This window comes from Streptomyces sp. NPDC047081, assembly GCF_040643775.1.
Taxonomy (GTDB): Bacteria; Actinomycetota; Actinomycetes; order Streptomycetales; family Streptomycetaceae; genus Streptomyces.
In genome coordinates this window covers 41293-53677 of the sequence record NZ_JBEYUY010000033.1, presented here as the reverse complement: position 1 = coordinate 53677, position 12385 = coordinate 41293, and the positions used below count along the sequence as shown (strand labels likewise).

At 71.6% G+C, this 12385-nt stretch carries 7 protein-coding genes; 2 read left to right on the top strand and 5 right to left on the bottom strand.

Features of this window, described 5'->3' with window-relative positions; translation table 11 throughout:
- The first annotated feature begins 112 nt into the window (after positions 1-112).
- Positions 113-3064, top strand: a complete 2952-nt coding sequence (locus ABZ848_RS41325; protein WP_360840427.1) for an AAA family ATPase — start codon at positions 113-115, stop codon at positions 3062-3064.
- On the opposite strand, the gene ABZ848_RS41320 is transcribed toward ABZ848_RS41325, so the two are convergent.
- The 4 genes from ABZ848_RS41320 to ABZ848_RS41305 are packed head-to-tail and all read right to left on the bottom strand — an operon-like array spanning position 3061 to position 9684.
- Positions 3061-4290, bottom strand: coding sequence for an SGNH/GDSL hydrolase family protein (locus tag ABZ848_RS41320; RefSeq protein ID WP_360840426.1), 1230 nt, complete (start codon positions 4288-4290; stop codon positions 3061-3063). The genes ABZ848_RS41325 and ABZ848_RS41320 overlap by 4 nt on opposite strands.
- The gene (locus ABZ848_RS41315) at positions 4287-6653 is read right to left on the bottom strand and encodes a glycoside hydrolase N-terminal domain-containing protein (RefSeq protein ID WP_360840424.1); all 2367 of its coding nucleotides are present in this window, start codon (positions 6651-6653) and stop codon (positions 4287-4289) included. The genes ABZ848_RS41320 and ABZ848_RS41315 overlap by 4 nt, the downstream gene beginning before the upstream one ends.
- A gap of 20 nt (positions 6654-6673) precedes the next feature.
- Positions 6674-8470, bottom strand: a complete 1797-nt coding sequence (locus ABZ848_RS41310; RefSeq protein WP_360840423.1) for a carbohydrate-binding protein — start codon at positions 8468-8470, stop codon at positions 6674-6676.
- 26 nt (positions 8471-8496) lie between these two features.
- Positions 8497-9684, bottom strand: a complete 1188-nt coding sequence (locus tag ABZ848_RS41305; protein ID WP_360840422.1) for an ROK family transcriptional regulator — start codon at positions 9682-9684, stop codon at positions 8497-8499.
- A 95-nt stretch (positions 9685-9779) separates the two neighbouring features.
- On the opposite strand from ABZ848_RS41305, the gene ABZ848_RS41300 reads away from it, so the two are divergent.
- On the top strand, positions 9780-10520 hold the full coding sequence (locus ABZ848_RS41300; protein WP_360840420.1) for a hypothetical protein: 741 nt from the start codon (positions 9780-9782) through the stop codon (positions 10518-10520).
- Between the two features lie 55 nt (positions 10521-10575).
- On the opposite strand, the gene ABZ848_RS41295 is transcribed toward ABZ848_RS41300, so the two are convergent.
- Positions 10576-12375: a M4 family metallopeptidase gene (locus tag ABZ848_RS41295; RefSeq protein WP_360840418.1), complete on the bottom strand. Its 1800-nt coding sequence runs from the start codon at positions 12373-12375 to the stop codon at positions 10576-10578.
- Positions 12376-12385 lie beyond the last annotated feature (10 nt).

Here is a 12385-nt window from a genome sequence, read left to right as displayed (position 1 = left end):
GCTGTTCGACGGCGGCTGCGGGCTCGTCGTGGCTGGTCGCGCAGTTCCCCGCGCCCCTCTAGGGCGTCGTTCTCAAGAATGTGCTGTCAGTGGTGCGTGACAGGATGGGTGTGTGTCTGAGAGCCAGTTCCCCACTCCCCTGATTGGGCGCAGCGAAGACGTTGCCCGCCTTGCTGACGTGCTGAAGCGTGCCCGTGCGGGTGAGGCGGGGGCTCTGCTCGTGGCCGGTGACGCTGGGGTGGGGAAGACTCGGCTGCTCGACGAGGTCGCGGGGCGGGCCGGTGCCGACGGGATGACCGTGGTGACCGGGCACTGTGTCGATCTGGGGGATGTGGGGCTTCCGTATCTGCCGTTCACCGAGATTCTCGGGGTGCTCGCGGGGGACGCTCGGTTCGCCTCCGTGGTGGATGCGTATCCCGTGGTGGGGCGGCTGCTCGGGGCCGGCGTGGACTCCGCGGCGGATTCGGGTGGGCGACTGCGGCTCTTCGAAGGGGTCGCCGGGCTGCTCGCCGAGGTCGCTGACGTGGCGCCGCTGCTGGTGGTGCTCGAAGACCTGCACTGGGCGGATCAGTCGTCGCGGGATCTGCTGCGGTTCCTGCTCAGCCGGGGCATTCTGCAGCGGGCCGCCGGGGGTGCGCCCACCCATCGGCTCGCCTTGCTCGCTTCGTACCGTGCGGACGATCTGCATCGGCGGCATCCACTGCGTCCGCTGCTGGCCGAGTTGGTACGGCTGCCTGCCGTGGAGCGGCTCGAACTGCGGCCCCTGGCCGATCCCGAGGTCGCCGAACTGGTGCGGGCGCTCCAGGACCGTCCGCTGCCGGACGCCACCGTGCGGCGGATCGTCGAGCGGGCCGAGGGGAACGCCTTCTACGCGGAGGAGCTGGTCGCCGCCGACACGGACGCCGGAGGGGTGCCGAGCGGGTTGGCCGACGTGCTTCTCATCCGTATCGAGCAGCTGTCGGACACCGCCCAGCAGGTGCTGCGGACCGCCGCCGTGGCCGGGCGGCGGGTGGAGCACGACCTGTTGCGGGACGCCGTCGGGCTGCCGGAGGACGAGCTGGAGTCGGCGCTCAGGGAGGCGATCGGACGGCAGCTGCTCGTCGCCGGCGGCGGGGACACGTACGCCTTCCGGCACGCGCTGGCCCGGGAGGCGGTGTACGCGGATCTGCTGCCGGGTGAGCGGGCCCGGCTGCACGGCGCGTTCGCCCGGCTGCTCGAAGGGCGCGGGCATCCGGGCGAGAGCGCCGCGGAGCGCGCCCACCACTACCGGGAGAGCCACGATCTGCCGGAGGCGCTGGCCGCCTCGCTGGAGGCCGCGGGCCACGCCCAGCGCGTCGGTGCTCCCGCCGAGGAGCTGCGGCACCTCGAAACGGCCCTCGATCTGTGGGCGTCGGTCGACGCAGCGGCACGCCCTTCCGGCGAGGGCGTGGACCGGGTCACGCTCACGCTGCGCGCGTCGGCGGCGGCCGCGCACGCCGGTCAGCTGCATCGGGCGGTGTCGCTGACCCGGTCCGCGCTCGCGGGCATCGGGCAGGACGCGGACTCCGAACTCGCCGCGCGGGTGCGGTACACGCTGGCCGGCAATCTGATGAGCGTCGACAACCTGACGGCCGCGTTCGCCTACAGCAGCGAGGCGCTCGCGATGATCCCGGCCGAGCCGCCCTCCCGTACCTGGGTGTGGGCGGCGGCCACGCATGTCCTGGCGGCCCGGCACATGGGCGAGAACGAGACGGCGTTGCGGGTCGCCCGGCAGGCCCTCGGCGTCGCCGAACGGCTAGGGGTGGCGGACGCGCAGGCCGACCTGCTGATCTCGCTGGCCATCCTGGAGAACGGCGGGCGGCGCACCGTCGAGGGCCGCGAGCGGCTCGTCGCGGCCCGGGAGCTGGCGCGGCAGGCCGGCAGCACACCGGTGGAGATGCGCGCCCTGTTCAATCTGGCCGTCGGCTGCTTCGAGTCCGGGGATCTCGAAGGGTGTCTGCCCTGGGTGACCGAGGGCCTGGACCGGGCCCGGCGCGCCGGGCTGCTGTCGTCGCTGTACCCGCTGGAGATGCGGTATCTGCATCTGCTCGTGCTGTACACGCTGGGCCGCTGGGACGAGTGCGTGCGGGCCGCGGCGACCGATGCCGCGGTGCTGCCGTCGTCGGGCGGGTACGCGGTGGGGCCCGCGCTGTATGTGGCGCTGGCCCGGGGCGATCTGTCGGCCGCCGAGCGCGCGCGGGCGCTGCTGGAGGGGCACTTCGACTGGATGGCGACGATGGTCGCGAGCATCGCGCTGACCGAGGCCGCCCTGTTGCAGGGCGACACGGAGGCGGCCGTCGAGCGGGCTCGGGTGAGTATCGACGCGCTCACCGACGATTCGGGCGTACGGCCCCACATCGCGGTCCGGCTCGCGGCGCTCGCCCTGTCGGCCGTCGCCGACGCCTCGGCGGAGCTGCGGCAGGCCGGTGATACGTCCCACCGCTGGAAGGACACCGCGGACGAGCTGGTCGAGGTCGCCCGCCGGACCGCGCTGCACGGCGAGGGCGATGTCCCGCAGGGCCCCGAGGGGCAGGCCTGGCTGGCCCGCGCCGAGGCCGAGTGGGCGCGGGCCGTGTCCGGGCCGGACGCGGCGGCCTGGGAGAAGGCGGTGACCGCGTTCGGCTACGGCGATGTGTACGAGCGGGTGCGCTGCCAAGTGCGGTACGTCGAGGCCCTGTTGGCGGGCGAACGGCGTGAGGAGGCGGCCGTACAGGCTCGCGAGGCGAGAGCGGTGGCGGAGCGGCTCGGCGCGACTCCCCTGCTGGAGTCGCTGGACGGGCTGATCCGCCGCGGCCGCCTCGCCGACGCCCCGGCGAACGGTGGGCGCACCTCGCCGCTCACCGCCCGTGAGCAGGACGTGCTGCGGCTGCTCGCCCGCGGGCGCAGCAACCGGCAGATCGGCGAGGAGCTGTTCATCACCGGCAAGACAGCGAGCGTGCACGTCTCCAACATCCTGGCCAAGCTGGGCGCGGCCGGCCGTACGGAGGCGGTGGCGATCGCCATCCGGGAGGGGCTGATCGCGCCCGAGCGGACGGCGTCCTCCTAGGGACCGGCGCAGTCGAGGCTCTTGAGGTCCACCGCGTCGGCCATCGCCTGCATCCCCTTGTCGTTGGGGTGCAGATGGTCGCCACCGTCGAAGAACGGGAGGATCCGTTCGGGGTCGTAGGGGCTGCGCAGGATGTGGTCGAAGTCGGTGACGGCGTCGAAGTCGGCGCTGCCGCGCAGGTAGGCGTTGACCTCCTGGCGTACGGCCTCGGCGGCCGGGTCCCATTCGGACCAGCCCTCGAAGGGGGCCACGGTCGCGCCGACGACGCACTTCCCGGCCGCGTGCACCCGCCGGGCGATCTCCCGGTAGCCGGAGATCAGGTCCTGGGCGGTGACGCCGGTGTGGGCCTTGATGTCGTTGACGCCCTCGAAGAGGAAGACGATACGGACGCCCGGCTGGGACAGGACATCACGGTCGAGGCGGTTCAGGGCGCTCTGCCCGGCGCCGTCCGCGAGGACCTTGTTGCCGGAGATCCCTTCGTCGGCGACGCCCTTCACGGCGGTGTCGGCCTTCGCGAGCCGGCGGGCCAGGTAGTCGGGCCAGCGGCGGTTGAGGTCGGTGGTGGACTGCCAGCCGTCGGTGATGGAGTCGCCGAGCGCGACGACGGCTCCGGTGCCCGCGGGCGGTCGTACGGACACGGAGTCTAGGTAGGTCCAGGAGCCGGTCGTCTCCGGCCAGTTGGCGGCGCTCTCCTCGGCGGTGTGGTCGCCGCTGGTCGCGTAGGACGTCTGCATGGCCATCCAGTGGCCGGTCGCGGGGCCCGTCGCGTCGGTTGAGTGGATGCTGATGACGAGGTTGGTCGCGGCGGGGACCCGGCCGGGCAGGGGGTCGCTGAGGGCGACCGCGCCCGCGGGGACGGTGACGGAGTTGGCGCCTTCGAAGGTGAGGCGGTGGTTGCTGCCGCGGACGAGTTCGGCGCCTGCCGACTGGACGCCCGCGTAGGCGCTGTCGAAGGTCACCGGCCGGTCCCCGAAGACGTTGGAGAGCCGGATCCGCAGGCCGCTGCCGCCGACGCTCGTGTGCACGACCAGTCGGTAGCCGCGATCGGGGACGCCGTCGCCCATGCGGTCGGCGCCGGCGCCCCAGGTGACGACGTCACGCCGGTCGGCGGGCGCGCCCACGGTCCGGAACCCGTCGTCGGAGGCGTGCACCGGCGCCGCCTGGACGGTGCCGGCCAGCAGGAGCAGGACGGCCAGACGGCGGGCCCGTGCGATCCGGGCCCTCACCGGGCCAGGTCCTTCAGCGTGACGGACCCGCCGGGCCGGAGGGTCACGGTGCGGGACCTGCCGCCGTACGCCACCGTCGTCGTACGGCCGCCGACGCTGCGGATGTGGGCCTCGGTCGGCCTGCCGTCGCGCCAGCGCAGGTCGACGACGAAGCCGCCGCGTGCGGGGGCGCCGACGAGTGAGCCGGCCGCGGACCAGGCGTCGGGGAGGGCCGGGAGGAGTTCCAGGTGACCGGGGCGGGAGTACAGGAGCATCTCGGTCACGGCGGCCGGGGTGCCGAAGTTGGCGTCGATCTGGAAGATGCCCCGGCCCTGTGAGACCTCGTAGATGTCGAAGAGGTTGGGGGCGGTGCCGTTGCTGCCGTCGGTGGACGGGCGGAGGTTGTTGACGACGAGCTGGTAGGCCTTGTCGGCGTCCTTGAGGCGGGCCCAGCACAGGCTGCGCCAGGCGTTCGCCCAGCCAAAGCTCTCCATGCCGCGCGCGGTGAGCAGGGCGGTGGCGCCGGCGACGAGGTCGGCAGGGGTGGAGCCGTCGGGGCGGATCCGGTCGCCGGGGAAGAGGCCGACGAGCGGGGACAGGTGGCGGTGGGTCGTCTCACCGAGGTTGTCGGGGGACATCCACTCCTCCAGCCAGCCGGACTTCGGACTCACCTGCGGCAGATACAGGCGCTTCCGCAGCCCGGCGATCGTCTCCGCGTACCCGCCATCTTTCTTCAACTCGGCTGCCGCGACGCAGTAGTTGCCGAACAGCGCCCACACCAGCTCCTGGGCGTAGGTGATGCCCTTGGCGTCGAGCGGGCCGTGCTCCGGCGACCAGTCGCTGTCGGCGATCAGGACCTCCCGGGATGTCCCCGGCAGGGTCGTCGTCAGCAGCCGCGCCTCCCAGAACTCGCAGGCGCCCTTGAGGAGAGGGTAGATCTTCTGCAGATGGGTGCGTGAACTCGTGAACTCGTAGTGTTCCCATAGGGTGTTGCACAGCCACGCGTTGCCCGCCGGGTGCCACCACCAGCCTCCCCCACCGTACGGGTTGGTGGAGATGGCCACGGTCCAACCGACGTTCTTTCCCGTGGAGTTGCGGTAGCGGTTGCGCGGGTCGTTGAACAGGCGGCGGGTCAGGTCGGTCCAGGACGGGACCTGGGCCACGCAGTAGTCGGTGAACGCGTCGAAGCAGGTGGACAGGCCCGCCCGGTCGGCCATCCAGTAGTTCATCTGTATGTTGATGTCGGTGTGGTAGTCGCCCATCCAGTCGGGGTCGTTGCCGTCGAGCCACAGCCCCTGCAGGCCCAGCGGCAGGCTGCCGCGCGAGCCGGAGATCATCAGGTAGCGGCCGAACTGCACGTAGGCCGCTTCGAGTTCGGGGTCGGGCACGCCGTCCCGGGCTCGTGCCTGGATGCGTTCCCAGGTGTCGAGGGAGCGCTGCTCGGCGCTGGACGTGCCGAGCGAGAGGTCGAACGCCCCGAACACCTCCCGATAGTCGGCGATATGGGTGCGCAGCAGGGTGTCGGCGGAGTGCGCGGCGGCGTCGCGGACCTTGGTGCGGGCGAGTTTCTGCGGGTCGAGGGACGGGTCGCGGTAGCCCTTGGCCGCGTCCGGCGCGTAGTCGGTCCCGCCGCTCACCACCACGGTGAGGTCCTTGCAGCCGGAGAAGTCGATGCGCGTACCGCTGACGGTGACGCGGCCGCCGGTGCCGTACGCGGTGACGGCGGCCCCGTACTTCAGCCCGTTGGGGAACGCGGCGCCGAAGGAGACGCCGGCGCCCTCGCCGTGCGTGCCCTCCAGCGTCACGGTGCCGGTGTAGCGCCCGCCCCCGCTCTGGGTGAAGTGCAGGACGATCACGTCGTCGGGGCGGCTGGCGAAGATCTTCCTCCGATACGTCACACCGGATCGGACGTACGACGTCGTCACCACGCCCTGCGCGAGGTCGAGGGTGCGGCGGTAGCCGGAGACGGCGCCGAGGTCGTGGCCGGGGATGTCGACGGTGAGCCGGCCGAGCAGCGTGAACGAGCCGAAGTCCGTCCGTCCGTATGGGAATTGGCCGTCGGAGTCAAGGGTGTCGTTCAGTCCGCCGGTCCACATCGTGGCGTCGGTGACGAGCAGGACCTCGCGCCCGGAGTCACTGCCCGCGAGCGCGCCGAGGCGGCCGTTGCCGACGGGCAGGCCCTGCTCGATCATCGAGTTGTCGTCGGCGGGGGCCTGCCACCACAGCTCAAGGGGTGAACTCGCCGTTGTGGAGGGCGAGTCGGCAGGACGCTCGGGTGCGGCCGAGGCGGTGAAGGCGGGCAGGCCGGCCAGGGCCGCGCCGGTCACCGTGGCGAGGGCGAGCAGGTCGCGTCTGGGCAGCATGGAGGAAGGGTCGGTGGTCATGGCGGCTCCTGGTCGGTCGTTCAGAACGACTTCGGTACGTCGATCCGGTCGATGTCCGGCGCGTAGCTGTTGCCGCTGTCGAAGGTGATCGTGTTGGAGCCGGCCTTGAGGGTCAACGGCACGCTGACGGTCTCGGCCGTTCCCCAGTCGCCGGTGGAGGGGAACTTGTGGCTGACCGCGCCGCCGCCGTTGGCGGAGACCGCGGCCGAGCGGGCGTCACCGCTGACGTAGGCGATCTTCACCTGGTAGGTGCCGGCCTTGGGAACGACGACGTCGTTGAAGGTGAGCTTGCCGCCGAGGTAGAGGTTGCCGACCTTCTTGCCGCCGGAGCAGGCGGAGCAGTCGGCGACGGAGGCGTTGCCGGCGAGGGTGTTGGCCGCGGACTCGGCCTCGTAACCGGTGAAGGCGAGGGCGCTGCCGTGCGGGGTGACGGTGAACAGGCGGGAGCCGTGCGCGGGCAGGGCCTCGGTGACCTTGTCCTTGAAGCTGCCGAGGTTCTCGTGGTTCCACAGGTCGCGGACGGCGGCCTTGCCGGTGAAGCCGAGGGAGGCCCAACTGGCGGAGACCGCGGCGGGCTTGTCGGCGAGGTTGAAGAGGGCGACGGTGTAGCTGCCGTCGGGGTTCTTCGCGGCCCACACCTGCTGCGGGTCGGACGGCGTGATCGGGCGCGCGGGCGGCGTGGCGCCCTGGTCGATCGCGATCACTTCCTTGTTGGTCAGGAGGGAGAGGCCGTAGGAGTCGAGGCGGGTGAGGTCGTCGCCGGTGAACAGCGGGGACTTGGCGATGGCCCACAGGGTGGCGTAGCTCTGCCGCTCGGCCTTGGTCAGGCCGTCCATCTCGCCGTTGCCGACGTCGAGGGAGTCGAGGTCGTTCCAGCCGCCCGGTCCCGCGTACTTCGTCCAGCCGGGGGTGTCGTCCCAGCGGTCGTCGACGGAGTTCTCCCAGCTGACGAGGGTGTTGCAGTAGCACTCGACGTCGGTGTCGATGCGCCAGCCCTGCGAGTACTTCTTCCAGTCGGCGGCGTGGCCGATGTCGAGGGACCAGGACAGTTCGAGGTGGATCGGGCGGCCGGTGGCGGCGATGGCCTTGTTCCAGGCGGCCACGTCGGCAACGTTGTCGTACTGGTCACCGCTCTTCCCGGACCCGGGGCCGACGCCGTCGAGCTTGAGGAAGTCGTAGCCCCAGCCCGCGATCAACTGGGCCTGCGAGTCTATGTACTTCTGCGCACAGGGCTTGGAGAAGTCGATCTTGTAGGCGCTGTCCCAGCCGTTGGTGGTGCGCAGGTCGCTGTAGACGACGTCGGCGGTGGTGCAGCCGTCGGCGTTCCAGATCGGTGTCTTCCCGTCGCCGTAGGCGCCCTTCTCCAGGCCCGCGGGGAGGTAGATGCCGGCCTTGAGTCCCTTGGAGTGGATGCGGTCGGCGACGGCCTTCATGCCGCTGGGGAAGCGGACCGGGTCGGGCTTCTGGCGGCCGTACTGGTCGTAGCCCGTCTTCCAGGTCTTGTCCATCCACCAGCCGGCGTCGATGTTGACGTACTCGTAGCCGTACTTCTTGAGCTTGGCGGCCAGGGCGTCGGTCTGCTTGTTGACGTTCGCCTCGGTGAGGTAGCTGTAGTCGCCGTCCGGGTTAAGGCCCGGGTACTTGGACGACTGCATGCTCCAACTCGACCAGCCCATATAGGGCTTGGCGGCGAGGGCCGGCGCGGTGGTCTCGGCGTGCGCCGCGGGGGTGACGGTGACGGCGCCTGCGGCGAGGGCCAGGACCACCGCGGCTCTGAGGGCGCGTACGGGCATGACGGAGTACGAGGATGACCGCATGGGTCGTACCTCCAAGGGGAGTTGGTTCAGCGGCTCGGGTGCGGGTCGTCGGGGGTGATGAAGGACTGGATCGCGGTGGCGGCGGCCCCGCGGGCCCACTCCTCGAAGGGCAGTGGGCGGGTCTGTACGTCGCACTGGGCGGCGGAACCGAAGGCGGCCGTGGCGAAGGCGCTGCGGATCTGCTCGGCGAACAGGTCGTAGGCGGCGAGGCCCTCGCCGGAGATGATCACGCGTTCGGGGCCGAGGAGGTTGGCGACGGTGGCGATGCCGCGGCCGATGGCCTCTCCCGCCCTGGCGTACGCCTCGCGGGCTCCGGCGGCTCCCTGGTGGGCGAGTTCCACGGCCTCGGCGGTGTCGGTGACGTCGACGCCGGTGGTCTCGCGGATCCGCCGCAGGATCGCCGCCTCGCCCGCGATCGCCTCGACGCAGCCGCGGTTGCCGCAGTGGCAGGGCGGGCCCGCCGGATCGACGGTCACGTGGCCGATCTCGCCGGCCACGCCGTGGGCGCCGGCGATCACCCGGCCGTGCACGACGAGGCCGCAGCCGATGCCGGTGCCGACCGTCACCACGGCGAAGTCGGACAGGCCCACGCCGGCCCCGAACCACTGCTCGGCGACCGTCAGTGCGCGCACGTCGTTCTCGACGGTGACCGGCAACCCGGTTGTCATGGCGGCGAGTTCGGCGAAGGGCACGTCGCGCCAGTCGAGGAAGGGCGAGTAGCGCACGGCTCCCTCGGCGCGGTCGACATCGCCGGAGACGGCGACGCCGAGGCCGAGGACCGGGGCGCCGAAGTCCTCGGCCTCGGCGAGCAGTTGGTGCAGCAGCTCCGTGAGACGGGGCAGCACCGCCTCGGTCGTCCGGTCCGTCAGCGGGACGTGCCGGGCGACCCGGATACGGCAGCACAGGTCGGTGAGCACGCCGATCAGTTCGCCGCCGGTGACCTTGACGCCGATGAACAGCGCCCGTCCGCCGTCGACCCGTACCGGGTTGGCGGGTCGGCCGAGCGCCGGGCGGGCCTCCTCCGCCGCGTCCTCCACCAGGTAGCCGGCCTCGATCAGGGGCCGGACCGCCTTGGTGACGGCGGCCGGAGACAGCCCCGCCCGGCGGGCCACCTCCAGCCGGGTCAGGGGCCCTTGGGACAGGACCGTGGTGAAGATCTGCGAGACGGCCGGGGTGTTCGCCGGGAACGTCTCGACACGAGGGGTCGGGCGCATGACCGGGAACCTAGGGCCCTTCTTTTCCGCCGTCAATAAAAGAAGCAGGATTGGTCTCTGACCCCGCTGTCAGTCCCGCGCGGCACAATCGCCCCATGACGACGATCGATTGGGCCGAGCTGACCCACGCGTATGGCAGCGCCGAGGACATCCCGGGGCTGTTCGCACAGCTCGGCGGCCCGGAGGACGACAGAGTGTGGTCCGACCTGTGGTCGGCGCTGTGCCATCAGGGGTCGGTGTACGAGGCCAGCTGGGCGGCGATGCCCGTCCTCGCCGACATAGCGCTCGGACGCGCGCCGGGCGAGCCGATACAGGCGGTGCTCATGGCGGGGCTGATCACGACGGATCCGGACGCCGAGCGGCGTACGCGCTACGCACACGAGATCGAGGAGCTGCTGGGCGTGGCACGCGGGTTGCTGGCCGCCGCGACCCGGGAGACCGGCGACTTCGTCTACCTGCAGATGGCCGTGCTCGCCTTCGAGGATGCCGGCGTGTGGGCCGAGGCGCTGGAGCACCTGGTCCACGAGGAGTACGAACTGGAGTGCCCCGAGTGCGAGGCCGCTCTGTTCGTCGCCTTCGGCTCGTACGGCTGCTTCACCGTGATCGGCGACTACGTGGTCGGACCGGGTGCCGAGAGCGAGGAGGGCCGAGTGGACCTGATGCCGATCGCGCCGGACCGGCTCGACGGCATCGGCGCGCGTCTGTACCGGGAGGCGACGGCGGCCGGGCGGACGGATCTCGCGAAGGCGCTCACGTACGTCTTCGGCAGGGCACGCTGCCCCTCCTGTGACACCGAGTTCACGGTGTCACAGGAGGTCGAGCGGCAGTGGATCTGATCCGGGCGCCCCGCTCGTGGCCGGGGCGCCCGGACCGGTGCGCGCGCTCCGCGGGTCAGCGGTGCGCGGCCGGCGTGTTGGCGCTGGTGACGTTGACGGCGGCCCAGGCCTTGTTCACCGTCAGGTACTCCGTGCTGTTGAGCCCGTAGAGGTCCTTGGCCGCCTTCAGCGTCGCGGTGCGCGCGTCGTGGAAGTCGGTCGTGGAGACCATGTAGCGGGTCAGGGCGCGGTAGAAGATCGCCGTGGCCTTGGTGCGGCCGATGCCCTTGACGATCGAGCCGTCGTAGGTCGGCGAGTCGTACTGGACGCCGCCGATCGTCTTCTGGCCGCTGCCCTCGGCGAGCAGGTAGTACGCGTGCGAGGAGACGCCGGACCCGGCGTGCACCTCGGCGTCGTACGTCTCCAGCGCCCAGTAGTCGATCGTGCCCTCGAGCACGTCGAGGGACGGGTGGTCGAGACGGCGCAGGAACTTCTGGGCCAGGCCCATCTTCTCGCCGATGAGGTAGTCCGGCTTGTCCTTCGCGTTGTTGGCGAAGAACTCGACGTTCGAGCCGAAGATGTCCGCGAGGGACTCGTTCAGCGCGCCCGGCTCGCCGTACTGGTTGCCGTCGGCGTCGACGCGGGTCGGCTCCAGCTTGGCGGTGGCGTCGACGACACCGTGGGTGAGCTCGTGACCGGTGACGTCCAGGGCGACCAGCGGCTTCTTGAACATGTCGCCGTCACCGTCGCCGTACAGCATGCAGCCGCAGGTCGGGTCCCAGAAGGCGTTGGCGATCTTCTCGCCCCAGTGGACCATCGCCTTGGCGGGCTTGCTGTTGTTGGCTATGCCCTTGCGCGCGAAGGTCTTCTTGTAGAAGTCCAGCGTCTTGGTGATGCCGTACTGGGCGTCGGAGGCGGCGCTGTTGCGGCTGGAGGTGGCGCCGTTGCCGAAGATGTCGTTCTTGGTGGTGATCTTCGCGCCGCGGCTGAAGCTCTCCGTGTAACCGCCCCTGGCGTCACGGGTCTCGGTGCCGTAGCGGGTCGGGTCCTTCAGCTGGAAGGTGGTGCGCGCCGTCTGGGTGGTCTTGAGCGGGACCACGCCGACGAAGAGCGACTTGCCGGTGCCGTTGGCCGTCTTCGGGTAGGCCGAGGCGGCGGTGGCCGCGGACGCCGAGGTGAGCCCGGCGGACAGCGTGCCGACACCGGTGGCGGGGTCCGCCACCTCGCCGCGCTGGCGCAGGGTCTTGAGCAGCTCGGGCGAGAGGAACTCGTCGCTGTCGGGGGTGTTGCTGCGCACCTTGCCGGTGACGGCGTCGACGACGACGGTCCGGGAGCCGCCGCCCTCGGTGGTGCCGCTGTCGGCGACCGTCACCTGGTAGGCGAGCGCGGAGGCGCCGTCGCGGGCGTCCACGACGAGTACGGCGGTGCCCGCGTCGCCCTTGGCGACGGACGCGGCCTTCTCCTCGGCCTGCGCGGCGGACAGCTTGGCGTCGGTGGTGGCCGGCTTGACCGTGTGGTCGGCGGCGCGGGTGACGCCCGCGTACGACAGCTGCTTGGTGAGGTGGACGACGAGGTCGCCGCCGAGCACCGGCATGTCCTGGTGGGTCCGGGTGAACCGGACGTGTCGCGCGCCCTCGGGGTCGATCATGACGTCCGTGGCGTGCAGTTCGTCGCCCTGGGAGACGCCGGTCGCGGAGGCGTGGGCGAATGCGGCGGCGCGGGCGGCCGACACCACGGACGCCGCCGAGGTGGACTGGGCGACGGCAGTCTGACCGGCCCCCGCGTCCGGTCCGGCGAAGGCGGTGCCCGCGAGGCCCGTGGCGGCCGTCGTCACGGCGACGGCGACGGCCAGGCTGCGTATGTGCGGTCTACGCACTGGTGAGGGT

Bases quoted from the DNA above. Each gene is read 5' to 3' on its own strand.
- ABZ848_RS41315 (WP_360840424.1), bottom strand. From the start codon at position 6,653: ATGACCACCGACCCTTCCTCCATGCTGCCCAGACGCGACCTGCTCGCC.
- ABZ848_RS41310 (WP_360840423.1), bottom strand. From the start codon at position 8,470: ATGCGGTCATCCTCGTACTCCGTCATGCCCGTACGCGCCCTCAGAGCC.
- ABZ848_RS41305 (WP_360840422.1), bottom strand. From the start codon at position 9,684: ATGCGCCCGACCCCTCGTGTCGAGACGTTCCCGGCGAACACCCCGGCC.
- ABZ848_RS41300 (WP_360840420.1), top strand. From the start codon at position 9,780: ATGACGACGATCGATTGGGCCGAGCTGACCCACGCGTATGGCAGCGCC.